The organism is Paenarthrobacter sp. R1, from assembly GCF_030264015.1.
GTDB classification, from domain to species: domain Bacteria; phylum Actinomycetota; class Actinomycetes; order Actinomycetales; family Micrococcaceae; genus Arthrobacter; species Arthrobacter ureafaciens.
The window spans coordinates 3,625,541-3,639,784 of sequence record NZ_CP127115.1 but is presented as its reverse complement, the minus strand read 5'-3'; the positions used below and the strand labels follow the sequence as shown (position 1 = coordinate 3,639,784).

12 protein-coding genes and 1 riboswitch are annotated in these 14,244 nt (G+C 63.9%); of the genes, 9 read left to right on the top strand and 3 right to left on the bottom strand.

What is annotated here, in order from left to right; translation table 11 throughout:
• Positions 1-42: 42 nt before the first annotated feature.
• Positions 43-128: riboswitch (ZMP/ZTP riboswitch) on the bottom strand.
• A 35-nt stretch (positions 129-163) separates the two neighbouring features.
• The 3 genes from purU to QN084_RS17540 all read left to right on the top strand — a co-directional run bounded on the left by purU (position 164) and on the right by QN084_RS17540 (position 2,367).
• Positions 164-1,012 (top strand): formyltetrahydrofolate deformylase, encoded by an 849-nt coding sequence (gene purU / locus QN084_RS17550; RefSeq protein WP_021474130.1) that lies wholly within the window; start codon positions 164-166, stop codon positions 1,010-1,012.
• A 90-nt stretch (positions 1,013-1,102) separates the two neighbouring features.
• Positions 1,103-1,762 (top strand): class I SAM-dependent methyltransferase, encoded by a 660-nt coding sequence (locus tag QN084_RS17545; RefSeq protein ID WP_069694825.1) that lies wholly within the window; start codon positions 1,103-1,105, stop codon positions 1,760-1,762.
• An 83-nt stretch (positions 1,763-1,845) separates the two neighbouring features.
• Entirely contained in the window at positions 1,846-2,367 is a 522-nt protein-coding gene (locus QN084_RS17540) for a gamma carbonic anhydrase family protein (RefSeq protein ID WP_069694826.1), read from the top strand.
• A gap of 7 nt (positions 2,368-2,374) precedes the next feature.
• Here QN084_RS17540 and QN084_RS17535 read toward each other — a convergent pair whose 3' ends face one another.
• Positions 2,375-4,084: a flavin monoamine oxidase family protein gene (locus QN084_RS17535; protein ID WP_170828577.1), complete on the bottom strand. Its 1,710-nt coding sequence runs from the start codon at positions 4,082-4,084 to the stop codon at positions 2,375-2,377.
• Positions 4,081-5,511 carry an amino acid permease gene (locus QN084_RS17530; RefSeq protein ID WP_259363012.1) on the bottom strand — a complete coding sequence of 477 codons (1,431 nt, stop codon included), beginning with the start codon at positions 5,509-5,511 and terminating at the stop codon, positions 4,081-4,083. The genes QN084_RS17535 and QN084_RS17530 overlap by 4 nt, the downstream gene beginning before the upstream one ends.
• 195 nt (positions 5,512-5,706) lie before the next feature.
• On the opposite strand from QN084_RS17530, the gene alr reads away from it, so the two are divergent.
• The 3 genes from alr to QN084_RS17515 all read left to right on the top strand — a co-directional run bounded on the left by alr (position 5,707) and on the right by QN084_RS17515 (position 8,949).
• The gene (gene alr / locus QN084_RS17525) at positions 5,707-6,939 is read left to right on the top strand and encodes an alanine racemase (RefSeq protein WP_205679725.1); all 1,233 of its coding nucleotides are present in this window, start codon (positions 5,707-5,709) and stop codon (positions 6,937-6,939) included.
• The gene (locus tag QN084_RS17520) at positions 6,929-8,524 is read left to right on the top strand and encodes a PucR family transcriptional regulator (protein ID WP_069694827.1); all 1,596 of its coding nucleotides are present in this window, start codon (positions 6,929-6,931) and stop codon (positions 8,522-8,524) included. Before alr ends, QN084_RS17520 begins: the two co-directional genes overlap by 11 nt.
• Positions 8,525-8,673: 149 nt before the next feature.
• Positions 8,674-8,949 carry a hypothetical protein gene (locus QN084_RS17515; protein ID WP_021474123.1) on the top strand — a complete coding sequence of 92 codons (276 nt, stop codon included), beginning with the start codon at positions 8,674-8,676 and terminating at the stop codon, positions 8,947-8,949.
• Here QN084_RS17515 and QN084_RS17510 read toward each other — a convergent pair.
• On the bottom strand, positions 8,915-9,775 hold the full coding sequence (locus QN084_RS17510) for a nitrilase-related carbon-nitrogen hydrolase (RefSeq protein ID WP_069694828.1): 861 nt from the start codon (positions 9,773-9,775) through the stop codon (positions 8,915-8,917). The two genes, QN084_RS17515 and QN084_RS17510, sit on opposite strands and share 35 nt — an antisense overlap.
• A 230-nt stretch (positions 9,776-10,005) precedes the next feature.
• Between QN084_RS17510 and QN084_RS17505 the strand changes: the two genes are divergently transcribed.
• The 3 genes from QN084_RS17505 to mmsB all read left to right on the top strand — a co-directional run bounded on the left by QN084_RS17505 (position 10,006) and on the right by mmsB (position 14,205).
• Positions 10,006-11,193, top strand: a complete 1,188-nt coding sequence (locus tag QN084_RS17505) for an ROK family transcriptional regulator (RefSeq protein ID WP_062095646.1) — start codon at positions 10,006-10,008, stop codon at positions 11,191-11,193.
• Positions 11,194-11,325: 132 nt separating this feature from the next.
• Complete coding sequence (gene mmsA / locus QN084_RS17500; RefSeq protein WP_021474120.1) at positions 11,326-12,885, top strand: multiple monosaccharide ABC transporter ATP-binding protein; 1,560 nt, start codon at positions 11,326-11,328, stop codon at positions 12,883-12,885.
• 48 nt (positions 12,886-12,933) lie between these two features.
• A complete protein-coding gene (mmsB, locus tag QN084_RS17495) occupies positions 12,934-14,205 on the top strand; it encodes a multiple monosaccharide ABC transporter permease (protein WP_021474119.1) in 1,272 nt (423 codons plus the stop codon).
• Positions 14,206-14,244: the final 39 nt, after the last annotated feature.

Sequence of the window (14,244 nt, the reverse complement as noted above, 5' to 3'; positions counted from 1 at the left end):
ACAAGAGGCATCGGTCACGCTGCATGCATCCGGTAAAACATGACCCTCGGCCCAGGCGTACGATCCGTGGTCTTCGTGATTGCCGCTCCCTGGTGGTTGTCCACCTCACGCCAGTTGCGACCCGTTAACAATACAACAGGGCCCCGCGGGTAGGCTTGTCCGCGTGACTGACTCCGCTTTCGTTGTAACCCTGTCCTGCCCCGACCGTCCCGGCATCGTCCACGCTGTTGCCGGCGCCCTCCTTGAGGCCGGTTGCAACATCGCCGACTCCCAGCAGTACGGAAGCCCCAGCACCGGCAACTTCTTCATGCGCGTGGAGGTTACGACGTCGAGCCCCCAGGCGGAACTGGCGGAAGCCCTGCGGCCGGTTGCCGAGTCCTTCGGGATGACGTGGCAGATCAATCCGGTAGGCCGCAAGGTCCGGACCATCATCATGTGCTCCAAGGACGCCCACTGCCTCAACGACCTCCTCTTCCAGCAGCGTGCCGGGACCTTGCCCATCGAGGTGCCCGCCATCGTGTCCAACCACCGGGACCTGGAGTCGCTGGCCGAGTTCTACGGCATCCCGTTCCACCACATCCCTGTCACGGCCGACACCAAGCCACAGGCCGAGGCCGAGCTCCTGAAGCTGATCAAGGAACACGATGTTGAACTGACGGTCCTGGCGCGCTACATGCAGGTCCTCTCCAACGATCTGTGCAGGGAGTTGAACGGCAAGGCCATCAACATCCACCACTCCTTCCTTCCGTCGTTCAAGGGCGCCAAGCCCTACCACCAGGCCCATGCCCGCGGGGTGAAGCTCATCGGCGCTACAGCCCACTACGTCACCGCAGACCTGGACGAGGGTCCCATCATCGAGCAGGAAGTGATCCGTGTTGACCACGCCCGCACTGCTGCCCAATTCGTCCAGATGGGGCGGGACGTGGAGGGCCGTACCCTGGTTCAGGCAGTCCAGTGGCACGCCGAACACCGGGTACTCCTGGACGGCACCCGGACCGTGGTGTTCAACTAACTCCTTTCCCAACTGACTGGCAGCAGGGGTTGTTCTGAGCGCTCAGAACAACCCCTACTGCCAGTCACTTTGGCGATCTACGCTGGGGCTATGCAGGGCATGCCCGATCCCGACGCCGACCTGGCCACCTACTACGACCGCCACGCCGCGCTCCGCAATACCCGTTCCCTGACGCCGCACCGTGTTGAAGCCCGGGAGTGGTTTGTTCGGCTGCTGAAACGTGAACACCGGCACTCCTTGATGGAGCTGGGCTGCGGCACGGGCGTAGAAGGACTGGCTTTTGTCCAGGCCGGGCTGCACTACACCGGGGTCGACCTATCCCCGGAGAGTATCCATGTGGCGCGAGCCCACGGACTCGACTGTTCCGTGGCGAACGGCCGCAGCCTGCCCTTTCCCGACGCTGCCTTCGATGCGGCATGGAGCATGAGCACGCTTCTGCACGTGCCGAACAGCAGCATCCACGACGTCGTCCGCGAACTCGTGCGGGTCACAGCGGCAGGTGCCCCGATCGGCGTCGGGCTCTGGTCCGGGGAGGACGAAGAGGTGCTCAACCCCGAAGACCTCGACGAGCCCCGCCGCTTCTTCAGCCGCCGCAGCGACCAGACCTTGCAGCGGATCTTCGGTGAGCACGGCAGCGTAGAGCATTTCCAGACGTGGCCCGAGGGAACCGGGGAGGAATCCGGGCCCGGCGCAGGCAACTGGGCCCAGCACTACCAGTTCCTGGTTCTGCGCACCCCCTCCCCCAAGTAGGTCGCATTTGTGCGCGTTCTGAGCCCTCATAACGTGCTCTGCTGCTACCCAGTTGGGGAAGGGCGTGACTTAAGCTGGGAGGCATGGCTCCCTCTTACACCTTTGCCGGGGACACCCCGGACATCCATGAAACTGCCTTTGTGGCCCCCACAGCGTCGATCATCGGCAAGGCAACGCTGGCCGAAGATTCCAGCGCCTTCTACGGCGTCTCCGTTCGCGCGGACACTGCCGCGATCAGCGTCGGCGCAGGCTCCAACCTCCAGGACAATGTGGTCCTGCACGCGGACCCGGGCTTTCCCTGCACGGTCGGCGAGCGCGTGTCAGTCGGCCACAGCGCAGTGGTCCATGGCTGCACCGTGGAGGACGACTGCCTCATCGGCATGAGTGCCACCATCCTCAACGGAGCTGTGATCGGTACGGGTTCGCTGGTGGCCGCCGGCGCCGTGGTCCTTGAAGGCACGGTCATTCCCCCGCGGTCGCTGGTTGCCGGGGTGCCTGCAAAGGTCCGTCGCGAACTGACCGACGATGAGTTCGACGGCGTGAAGCACAACGCCGCCCACTACCGGGAGCTCGCTGCGGCGCACCGCCAGTTGCACGGCGCCTAGGCCCCAACTAGTCCAGGCTGATTGGCCCGAGCTCGTCCAGTAGCTCACCCGGCCCCGGGTTGGCAGCTGCGGAGGAACCGCCCAAGTGGTTGACCACGCCCCATACGGCGTTCAGGCCCGTGGTCACGGCGCCTTCGGCCCATCCGGCGGTGAAGGACACGTCATCCCCGGCAAGGAAGATCCCGCGCTGGCTCTCCGGAAGCTTGTCCTGCTTGAAGTGCGTGAACAGCCGCTGCTGGTAGCGGTAGTGGCCGGGGAGGTTGGCCTTGAACGCTCCCATGAAGTTGGGGTCGGCTTCCCAGGACACGGTGATGGGCTGGCCCACGATGTGGCTGGCGATGTCCACGCCAGGGTAGATCTGCTCCAACGAGTGCAGCATGAGCTTGACGCGCTCTTCGGCGGTGAGGGCGAGCCATTTCAGGGCGTCGTCGTTCCATGTGTAGGACAGGAGGATGACCGCGGGCTTGTCCGGGCCGTCGTCGAGCAGGTACGTTGCCCGGTTGAGGCGGTCGGTGAGGGTCATGGAGAGGACTTCGCGGCCGGTTTCGGGATCGATGTCCTTCCAGAACGGCCGGTCCACCATCACGAACGTCTTGGACGACTGCATGTAGTGCGAGCGTTCAATGGCAGTCCACAGCTCGGACGGGAACAGGGCTTCTTCGGTGTGGATACGCGTGGAAAGCAGCCACGACTGGCACGTTGTCACCACTGCCGGATACGTCGCCTCGCGGCCCCAGCTTTCCCGGACCACCAGGTCGCCGTTGGCTGCGCGCCGGATGTTGTCCACCGCGCCGCGCGGCGAACCTGAGTGCAGGGACGCCAGCGAGGTGCCCTGCGGCCAATGCTTGATGTCCGACGGCGCGTGGTTCCAGAGTGCCTCGGGGAGCCTTTGCGCTCCGCCCCGGATCAGCCGGTGCTGGTCGTCGGCGTCCGTGTACACGACGCGGAGGATTTCGAGGATGGAGTTGGGGAAATCCGTGTCCCAGCCTCCCGTGCCGAAGCCCACCTGGCCGAACGCTTCACGGTGCGCGAAGCCGGCGTCTTTGAAGGACTTGCTCGCGGCGATAAACCCGTAGAAGGTCTGCTCGTCGAGTTCGGGCAGGAGTTCGTTCCAGAGTTCCTTGATGCGCGTGGTGTCCCGGGCCTTGATGGCTTCCTGCATTTCCGTGAAGGCGGCACCATCCTTGATGGCGTCTCTCCAGGCGTCGGCTACCTCATGGAAGAAAGCGGGCAGGTCATCAGGTGTGGCGGCGTAGTGCTTCTTGCCTGCCAGTTCGATCACAGTGCTGGACGTGACCGGGGCCAACGGGTTGGGGAACTCCTGCGTTTCCAGGCCGAGCAAGTCTATGTAGTGGTAGAAGGCCTTGCCGGAGACGGGGAAACGCATGCCGCCAAGGTCGGCCGTGACGCCGGGTGCCGACGGGAAGCTGGCCGTCCGGAGGCGGCCGCCGATCTGGTCGGCCTCGTAGATCACGGGCCGGAGTCCCAGCTTCATCAGTTCATAGGCGGTGACAATGCCGGACAGTCCGGCGCCGATGACGGCTACCTCGGTGCCGTAACGCTCTTCGGGAACCGAGCCAAGGCCGGCCGGGTGGGCAAGGTAGTGGTCGTAGCTGAACGGGAAGTCCGGGTTCAGCATGGTGATGGGCGCTTCGGGTGCGCGGTCGGCTGCTCCGGCGGCGCCGTCGGCTGTGGGAAATTCGGTGGCGATGGTCATGCGTTCTCTGCTTTCACAGTTTCCGGGCTCACGGCCCTGGTGGTCAGTTCACGGTAGTCCTGCTCGCTGAGCGCGGCTACCTTGGAATTCCGGCGTCCATAGCCGAAGTAGATCGCGATGCCTACCAGCATCCAGGCACCGAAAACGAGCCACGTATCGGCGCCGAGGTTGGCCATGAGGTAGGCGCACATGAGTGTTCCCAGCACGGGAGTAACCGGGTACAGCGGGACCCGGAAGCTGCGCTTGAGGTCCGGACGGTTGCGGCGCAGGTAGATCACCGCAACGTTGACCAAGGCGAACGCGAAGAGGGTTCCGATGCTGGTGGCGTCTGCCAGTGCACCCAGCGGAACCAGGCCGGCGGCGAGCGCGACGGCGACGCCCACGATCAGCGTTCCCGTCACCGGAGTGCCGGTGCGGCGGGAGACGCGGCCGAAGACCTTTGGCACCATGCCGTCGCGGGACATGGACAGGAGGATGCGGGTCTGGCCGTAGAGGACGGTGAGCACAATGCTGGCGATCGCGAGGACCGCGCCGACGGAGAAGACGAGGGCAATCCAGGGCTGACCCGTGATTTCGTGCAGGATCTGCACCAACGCAGCTTCTGTACCGTCGAACCATCCCCAGGGCCTGGCTCCGATGGCTGCAACGGCCACCAGGACGTAGATGCTGGTGACGATCACCATGGAGAGCATGATGGCGCGGGGCATGTCCCGCTTGGGGTTCCGGGCTTCTTCGCCGGCAGTGGATGCTGCATCGAAGCCGATGTAGGAGAAGAAGACGCTCGAGGCAGCTGCGGAGACTCCGGCTGCGCCCATGGGAAGGAGGGGTTCGAAGTTGCCGGCATTGAAAGCAGTGAAGGCAACGGCGCAGAAGAACAGCAGGATGCCCACCTTGACGGCGACGATCGCGGTGTTGATCCAGGCGCTCTCCCGGGCTCCCCGGACCAGCAGGGCCATGGCCAGGAGCACGATGACCATCGCGGGAATGTTCACGACGCCGCCGTCCCCCGGCGGCTGGCTCATCGCGTCAGGCAGGACCTGCCCAAAAGCGGCGAGTGTCTCGTTGACGTACTGTCCTGCACCGACGGCGACCGCCGCCACGGACACGGCATATTCCAGCACGAGGCACCAGCCACAGATCCAGGCCATGCCTTCGCCCATGGTGGCGTAGGAGTAGGAGTAGCTGGAACCGGCGACGGGCACCAGCCCGGCCATCTCCGCGTAGGAGACCGCCGAGAGCAATGCCGCGAGGCCTGCAATGACGAACGAGATCCAGATGGCCGGACCGGCCAGCGGGACGGATTCGCCGAGGATGACCAAAATGCCGGTGCCGAGCGTGGCGCCTACGCTGATCATGGTCAGCTGCAGGACGCCGAAGCTGCGGACCAGGGGCGTGCCGCTTTCGCTGCTTCCGGCTTCCCCGGCCATCTGCGCGATGGGCTTCCGGCGCAGCAATTGGGCGCCGAGGCCAAGCCGGGTGAGGCTTGCCGGGGTTGGGTCTTGGGTGTTCACAGGCACAGTCACCGTTGACGTCCCTTCTGAGTAGTTGTCGGTTTCCCCTCATCAAGACTGGCATGTGAGCCAACTCTCAGGCTGGTGCAAAATGACCTATAGTGATCCACCATGAGACGTAATGCACATCAATTATCGCCCCTCGCGGCGACTCTTTCCGGCCAGGTCAGCGTGGACCTGTCTGCTATTTCAGACAACGTCAAAGCTTTGAAGAAACGGGCCAAGGCGCCCTTCTTCATGGCCGTCGTCAAAGGCAATGCGTACGGTCACGGCCTGGTGGAAGTGGCCCGCACGGCAATCGAAGCGGGGGCTCACTGGCTTGGCACCGCGCAGCTGTCGGAAGCCATCGAATTGCGGAAAGCCGGTATCACCGAACCTATCCTTTCCTGGTTGTATCTGGCATCACAGACGAGCGACACCATCCGCGAAGCCCTCGAAAACTCCATCGATGTCTCACTCGGAAGCGTCCACCAACTGGAGGTGCTGGCAGGCATCGCGAAGGACTTGGGCCGTCCCGCCGTCGTACATCTGGAACTGGACAGCGGCCTCAGTCGCGGCGGCGCGCGCAAGGAGGACTGGGCCGCACTGGTGGCGCGGGCGCGCCAGGCCGAACTCGAAGGGACCCTGCGCGTGCGCGGCGTGTGGACGCACCTGGCCTGGGCAGACGTCCCCGCCCACCCCGGCAACGCAGCAGCCGTGGCCGGGTTCGAGGACGCCGTCAGCGCGGCGCGGGAAGCCGGGCTGACGCCGGAACTGAGGCATGTTTCCAGCTCGGCCAACATCCTGGAACGGCCCGAATTCCACTTCGACATGGTGCGCGCCGGCCTCGCCATCTATGGCCTGGCGCCGGCGGACCACCTGGATCCGGCTGACTTCGGACTCCGCCCGGCCCTCAGCGTCACAGCTCCCTTGGTGATGGTCAAGAAGGTCCCGGCGGGAACCGGGGTCAGCTACGAACACCAAGCCATCACCTACGAACCCCGCTACCTTGGCCTCATCCCCTTGGGGTACGCGGACGGCATTCCGAAGGGCATCAGCGGACGTTCCGTCGTAAACATCGCAGGGCGGAGGGTGCCGGTGATCGGCAAAGTCTGCATGGACCAGTTCATGGTTGACCTGGGACCGGATGCCACGGGAATCGACGTCGGGAACACTGCAGTCCTGTTCGGCGACCCCGCGGAGGGAGCCGCGAGCGCGGATGACTGGGGTGCCGCGATCGGCAGCCATGGAGATGAAATCATCAACCGGATCGCGCCGCGGCTGCCGCGTGCCTACCGGAGCAGCGCATACCAGTGCCCGGACTACCAGGAGCCGGCCGCCGCCGGGCAGGGCAATGTTGCCTGAACCCGCCGCCGCCCGCCTGAGTTTCGTCACGCTTGAGCAGTTCCTCGAGCAGCTGCCGCCGGAGTTGAAGATGCTTCACGACGGCGGCAGCGGCGCCTCGCTGCTGCGCTGGGTGGAACCGAGCGAGCTCGAGGATCCGACGCCGTACCTGCCCGAGGGCGAGTTCCTGCTTACCTCCGGGTTGCCGTTCCTGGGCGAGGGCGGCTCGGCGGACAAAGTGGACGCGTATGTCCGAAGGTTGGTCGATGCGAAGGTGGCCGCGCTCGGGTTCGGTATCAGGCCCTATTTCGACGCCGTTCCCGACGTCCTGCTTGACGCTTGCCGAACGCACAACCTCACCTTGTTCGAAGTGCCCGAGTCCCTGCCGTTCGCCGCGATCGGGCTGGAATTTTCGCAGTTGTTGGAGTCGGACAATGCACGGGTTTTCCGGCAGCTCGCGGAAACAAACCGCCAACTGATGCGGGCGGTCCTCTCCCCCAGGCCCGAGCACGAACTCCTCGCCGCCCTGGTTCAGCGGGTGCCGGTGTGGGCGGTGCTGTTCGGCGCGGATGGGCGCGTCCGAGCCCGCGGCCACAGCACCGGCGGCATCACCGGCGTCGACCATTCCCTACTGGCACCCATGCTGGAACGGCTGCTGTCCGGCAGCGGCCCGCGGGTGGAGATGGACGGGTTCGAACAGCCGGGGTCGGCCCTGGTGGTGGGGCATCCGCTGCGCAGCACCAAGGACGCAAACCTCGGGGCGCTCATCTTGGGTTCGGACGTTGCGCTGACGCCGGCCCAGAACAACGTGGTGCAGTCGGCCGTGGGGTTGTTGGAGTTGCTGGTGCGGCAGCGGACCAGCGGTTCACTGGCACCAAGCCAACTGGCCACGGCCATGCTGCTTCACCCGGAAACGCTTGTCTCGGGCGGGACCAAACAACTCAACGGGCTCAAGGACCTCTTGGCACAAAGCCTGTCCTCTACCCGGTCAGGCCAGATGCGGGTCATCCAGGGCGTCAAGGTTGACGGTTCCGTGGATGACGGACCAGTGCGTGAACTGCTGCAATGGCGTCGCCTGTTCGACACCAAGCTCGTGGAGATCACGGACTACGGATTCGCCGCTATCACCCGCCTGCGTGTTGATGATTCCCTGCTGGCAGATGTCGAGAAACTCGGCTGGCGACTGGTGATCGGCGAACCCACCGAGCTGGGCGGTTTATCGGCGGCCTACCAGCGCGTGGGCTCGTTAAGGCCGCGCGTGCTGTCCACCGGCGTGAGCGCCCGCGTCGATGAGGTGAACTGGTCCGTGACGGGACTGCTGGGCCGGGAGGCAGGGACCATGCTCGCCGAGCGCCTGCTGGGGCCCCTGCTTTCCTTGGAGCCCGAGCGCCGCGATCCGCTGCTGTCCGTCCTGCGTGGGTGGCTCACCGAAAACGGAAGCTGGGACGCGTCCGCCAAACTGCTCGGACTGCACCGCAACAGCGTCCGGCGGCAGATCGGCGTGATCGCTGAACTGCTGGACATGGACCTCAACGCTGCGCAGGTGCGGGCGGAGCTGTGGATCGCCCTGCAGTATGTGGAGGAGCAGGCACCGGGCACCACCTAGATTTCCTCGCGGAAGTCTGTGCAAGAGCTTTTCAGCACCTAATTTGGGCGGATTCGGCACCTAATTTTGCGCAGACCAGTCATGAGCCCGCATAGGTCACATAGCATGCCAAGCAAGCCGACACAGGTCATTCCAGCGAGGAGAAAACCGTGCCCATATTGCGTCGTCCAACCTTTGCCGTCCGAATCGCCGTCATAGTGGCCCTGGCTGCGGCCGTGATCGGGACCATCGTAACCAGCGTCGTATCGGCGCAAGGGGTTTCGGGTACGGTTCACCTCGACGGATCCGAAGTCTCCCAGGGCGGCTTTCGCTTCGAACTCGGTGCTTCTTATCCCGCCCTTCTTGCCATCATCCTGACGGCAGCGCTCATGGCTGCTGTGGGTTCCGCGCTCAAGGCGCGCCGGCGAAGCCTCGACGCGGACTAGCTTCCCATGTCGCGTAGAGGTCCGGGCGGCGGTCCTTCAAGTAAGGGACCTCGGCACGGGCCGCTTTGACAGCTTCCGTTCCAACCTCGGCGAAAAGCAACGCAGCCCCCTCCCCCGCCGCGGCGAGCAATGAACCATCGGGACCGGCTACGACGCTTCCGCCAAGGAAGTTGTAGATGTCCTCGTGCCCGGAGTGGTTGGCGTAGGCCACATGCAGTTGGCTCTCCAGCGCCCGCGCGCGGATGAGGACCTGGGGCACGTTGTCGAAGCCGGCGGATAACGCCGTGGGTACCAGCAACAGTTCCGCACCGCGGCCCGCTGCCGCGCGCACGGCTTCCGGGAACTCGACGTCGTAGCAGATCAGCATCGATGTGCGGATGCCGTTGAAATCCACGACGGCGGGAGGTTCCTGGGAGCCGACGAACGCCTTGTGCTCTTCCTCGCCGAAGAGGTGGACCTTGTTGTACGTCAGGATTTCTTTCCCGGAGGCGTCCAACAAAGTAGCCGAGATATGCCAGCGCCTCTCCGCGGATGCTGGCTCGGCGCCGTCGTCGTGCGCTTCTTTGGCCGATGCCGGGAGGCTATACACCAGGCCGATGCCATGAGTCCTAGCGATCCGGGCAAGCCGCTCGCGGATCCCGGGCAACGTGGCCGGATCCATCCCGGCGTGGATCCGGAGCGGTGCATAGCCCACCGGGAAGAGCTCGGGCGTCAGCAATAACGCAGCCCCTGCCTTCGATGCCCGCTGTGCGGCGTCGTCAATAGTCCGAAGGTTTGCGTCCACGTCCAGGACGGAGGCGTTGGCCTGCAGGACTGAGAGCAGCATCGTTACCACCTTGGTTCTCCGGGGCCCGGCGCTGGTAGGTCCGGGGGTACTTGGTTCCAGCCTAGGCGCGCCGGGCCATCGCAGGCTGGGACATTTGGACCCGGATGCTTGGCAGGCAGGGCACATCGCCCGGCCCTACTGGCGTCCCTGCGTTGGAGTATGTCGCTCAAGATTTACTCGTTGTGTTCACTTCTTGACTACAAGGCTCTTTGTGGGGCACTCTTCTTGTCATGCCCGCTACGCAGCGCTCAACGAAGAGCCATCCGAGAAAACCCGGCTCACAGTCCGCACTTCGCCACCTCAACCAGCAGCGGATCATCGAGTGCCTACTGAGCGGGCCATCCACCCAGGCCGAGCTTTCCCGGCAGACCGGCCTGTCAACGGCCACCGTTTCCAACATCGTGAAAATCATGCAGGATGCGGGCCTCGTCTCCACGGAGCCGACCACCAGTTCAGGCCGCCGCGCCACGAACGTGAGGCTCAACAGCAACGGGGCTGTCGCCGTCGGAATCGACTTCGGCAGGCGCCACTTGCGGGTAGTGCTGGCCTCCCTCGGCTACCACGTGATCGCCGAGGAGTACATCGAGCTGCCGCTCGGCCACAAAGCAGAAGAAGGCATCGCCGCAGCTGTCCGGCTCCTGGGGAGGCTCCTTGAGGAAAACAGCATCGACCCCAGCGCGGTAGTCGGGGCCGGAGCCGGCATCCCTGGGCCCATCGACCGCCGCAGCGGCACCGTAGCGCAAGGGGCAATCCTCCCCGAATGGGTGGGCATCGACATCCTCCACAGACTCGAAGAAGCGCTCCAATGCCCCGTCTTCGTTGACAACGACGCCAATCTGGGCGCCCTGTCCGAGGTCACCTGGGGACCGCACAGCGGTGTGTCCAACCTGATGTTCCTCAAGATCGGTTCGGGCATCGGTGCCGGCTTGATCCTGAACGGCGCGCCCTATTACGGCAACGTCGGAATCACCGGAGAAATCGGCCACGCCACCATCCACGAACACGGCCTTGTCTGCCGCTGCGGGAACCGTGGATGCCTCGAAACCATAGCGTCCACCACCACCATGATCGAGCTGCTGAGCCGGGGGCAGGACGCCCTCCTGACACCCCAGGACATAGTGCGCAACTGCCTCGCAGGGGACTCCGCCACCCAGCGCGTGGTGGACGATGCCGGGCTTGCCGTGGGACGCGCCTTGGGCAACGTTTCCAACCTGATCAACCCTGAAGTCATCGTGGTGGGCGGCCCCCTCGCCGGCCTCGGGGACCTGTTGCTGGACCCCATCCGAAGGGGCCTTGTACGCCACGCGGTGCCCGTCGTCGGGGAGACGACGCATCTCGCCATGTCCTCGCTCGGCGCGCGCGCAGAGGCCTTGGGCGCAGCCGCATTGGTGTTCCAACACGCCGGCATTACCGGCTAGTAACCAAATCGTTAGCACCATCTTGTGTTCAAGTCTTGACGACAAGATGGTGTTTACAGTTTACTTTTTCATCAGACAGCTCCGCCGCCGCGGGGCCGACAACGAAGTCAGACATTGGAGGCGCAAGGGCTGATGACAACCCTCGACACGCAAGGTGATCCCATCCTTTTGGAGATGCGCTCGATCACGAAGGAATTCCCCGGCGTGAAGGCCTTGTCGAACGTGAGCCTGCGGGTGAAAGCCGGTGAGATCCACGCAATCTGTGGAGAAAACGGTGCAGGCAAGTCGACCCTCATGAAGGTCCTGTCAGGTGTTTACCCCTACGGCAGCTACACCGGGGACATTGTTTACCAAGCCGAAGTCCAGCAGTTCAAGGACATCCGGGCAAGCGAAGCCGCCGGCATCGTGATCATCCACCAAGAGCTGGCACTGATCCCGGAACTCTCCATCATGGAGAACATCTTCCTCGGCAACGAGCCCACCAAGTGGGGCGTCATCGACTGGGCCGAGGCCCGGCGTCGTTCCGTAGAGCTCCTGGCCCGCGTAGGCCTGCGCGAAGACCCGGATACCCCCATCAAGGAAATCGGCGTCGGCAAGCAGCAGCTGGTGGAAATCGCCAAGGCACTGAACAAGTCCGTGAAGCTCCTGATCCTCGATGAGCCCACGGCCGCGCTGAACGAATCCGATTCGCAGCACCTGCTGGACCTGATCCTCGGCCTCAAGGGCCGCGGCATCACGTCCATCATCATTTCCCACAAGCTCAACGAGATCGAGCAGATCGCCGACGAGATCACGATCATCCGCGACGGCAAGTCCATCGAGACCCTCAACGTCAAGCGCGACGGCGTGGATGAAGACCGGATCATCAAGGGCATGGTGGGACGCACCCTGGAATCCCGCTTCCCGGACCACGAACCGAAGATCGGCGAGGTCTTCTTCGAGGTCAAGAACTGGACGGTTGGCCACCCGGTCATCCAGGACAGGCTCATCTGCAAGGGTTCCAACTTCTTTGTACGCCGCGGCGAGATCGTCGGCTTCGCCGGTCTGATGGGCGCAGGACGCACCGAGCTTGCACGCTCGCTCTTCGGCCACTCCTACGGAAAGTTCATCTCCGGCGAGGTCTACAAGGACGGCAAACGCGTCAACCTCCGCACAGTCAAGGCAGCGATCGACGCCGGCCTCGGCTACGTGACCGAAGACCGCAAGTCCCTGGGCCTGAACCTGCTGGATGACATCAAGACCACCACCGTCGCTGCGGCACTGGACAAGATCAGCAAGTACTCAGTGGTGGACACCCGCAAGGAATTCCAGGTCGCAGAGGAATACCGGAAGTCCCTTCGGACCAAGACTCCCTCCGTGGAAGAGGGCGTGGCAAAGCTCTCCGGCGGAAACCAGCAGAAAGTAGTGCTGGCCAAATGGATGTTCACCGATCCCGATCTGCTGATCCTTGACGAACCGACCCGAGGCATCGACGTCGGCGCCAAGTACGAGATCTACGGCATCATCCAGCGCCTGGCAGATCAGGGCAAGGGAGTAATCGTCATTTCCTCGGAGCTCCCCGAGCTCCTGGGCCTCTCCGACCGGATCTACACCATCTTTGAAGGCGCCATCACAGGTGTCCTTAATAAGGACGAAGCCAGCCAGGAAAGCCTGATGAAGCTCATGACGTCCAACCGCAAGACCGCAGCCTGACCTCCCAGTCGCCCCGAAACGCCCCTTCCTGACTCAAGGACCAAAACAATGAACGCGCTCAAGAAGCTATTTGGTGGCAATACCCGCCAGTTCGGCATGATTTTCGCCCTGGTGGCACTCATCATCTTCTTCCAGATCTTTACCGAGGGCCGCACTCTGACCCCCGGCAACGTGATCAACCTGTTCAACGGCAACTCCTACATCCTGATCCTGGCCATCGGCATGGTGCTGGTCATCATTGCCGGCCACATCGACCTTTCGGTAGGTTCGGTGGCCGCGTTCGTCGGTGTTTCCGTGGCCCTCGCCATCCGTGACTGGGGAATCCCTTGGTACATGGGCGTGCTTTTCGGACTCGCGCTGGGAGCCCTGATCGGTGCCTGGCAAGGGTTCTGGACAGCCTACGTAGGCATCCCGGCCTTCATCGTGACGCTGGCAGGCATGCTCCTGTTCCGTGGCTTCAACCAGTTCGTCGGCAAGTCCAACACCATCCCGGTGCCCAACGACTTCCAGTACCTCGGCTCCGGCTACCTCCCGGAAATCGGTCCTGACACAGGATTCAACAACCTGACCCTCCTGATCGGCCTCGTTGCCGCCGCGTTCGTCGTCGTCATGTCCCTGCGGGCCCGGGCTGCCAGCAAAGCCCTGGGCGCCGACGTTCCCGAACTGTGGGTTGAGGTCACCAAGCTGGTCCTGATCTGCGGTGCCATCCTCTACGCCACGTACCTGTTCGCAACCGGCCGTCCTGGAACCTCCTTCCCCATCCCCGGCCTGATCCTCGCCGTCCTGGTCCTCATCTACGGCTTCATTGCGGACAAGACCGTCATCGGCCGCCACGTCTACGCCGTGGGTGGCAACCGCCACGCAGCTGAACTGTCCGGCGTCCAGTCCAAGAAGGTCAACTTCCTGGTCATGCTCAACATGTCCGTCCTGGCCGGGCTTGCAGGCATGATCTTCGTCGGCCGCTCCACCGCTTCGGGTCCGTTCGACGGCGTCGGCTGGGAACTCGATGCAATCGCGGCCGTCTTCATCGGTGGCGCAGCCGTCACCGGTGGTGTGGGTACCGTGATCGGCTCGATCGTCGGTGGCCTCGTCATGGCTGTCCTGAACAACGGCCTGCAGTTGCTGGGTGTCGGCGCCGACCTCACCCAGATCATCAAGGGCCTGGTGCTCCTGGCAGCAGTCGCCTTCGACGTCTACAACAAGTCCCAGGGCAAGCGCTCCATCACGGGCATGTTGATGAAGAACTTCCAGCGCAACAACAACGACATCAAGCCGGACGAGACCACCTCCACCAAGGAAGTCATCTCCAAGGAAGCCTGAGCTTCATACACGAACTTCATTACCCGGAAGACTCGCTCC

Coding starts and splice junctions, on each gene's coding strand:
- QN084_RS17545 (WP_069694825.1), top strand. CDS start 1,103: ATGCAGGGCATGCCCGATCCCGACGCCGACCTGGCCACCTACTACGAC.
- QN084_RS17540 (WP_069694826.1), top strand. CDS start 1,846: ATGGCTCCCTCTTACACCTTTGCCGGGGACACCCCGGACATCCATGAA.
- QN084_RS17535 (WP_170828577.1), bottom strand. CDS start 4,084: ATGACCATCGCCACCGAATTTCCCACAGCCGACGGCGCCGCCGGAGCA.
- QN084_RS17530 (WP_259363012.1), bottom strand. CDS start 5,511: ATGGCCGGGGAAGCCGGAAGCAGCGAAAGCGGCACGCCCCTGGTCCGC.
- alr (WP_205679725.1), top strand. CDS start 5,707: ATGAGACGTAATGCACATCAATTATCGCCCCTCGCGGCGACTCTTTCC.
- QN084_RS17520 (WP_069694827.1), top strand. CDS start 6,929: ATGTTGCCTGAACCCGCCGCCGCCCGCCTGAGTTTCGTCACGCTTGAG.
- QN084_RS17510 (WP_069694828.1), bottom strand. CDS start 9,775: ATGCTGCTCTCAGTCCTGCAGGCCAACGCCTCCGTCCTGGACGTGGAC.
- QN084_RS17505 (WP_062095646.1), top strand. CDS start 10,006: ATGCCCGCTACGCAGCGCTCAACGAAGAGCCATCCGAGAAAACCCGGC.
- mmsA (WP_021474120.1), top strand. CDS start 11,326: ATGACAACCCTCGACACGCAAGGTGATCCCATCCTTTTGGAGATGCGC.
- mmsB (WP_021474119.1), top strand. CDS start 12,934: ATGAACGCGCTCAAGAAGCTATTTGGTGGCAATACCCGCCAGTTCGGC.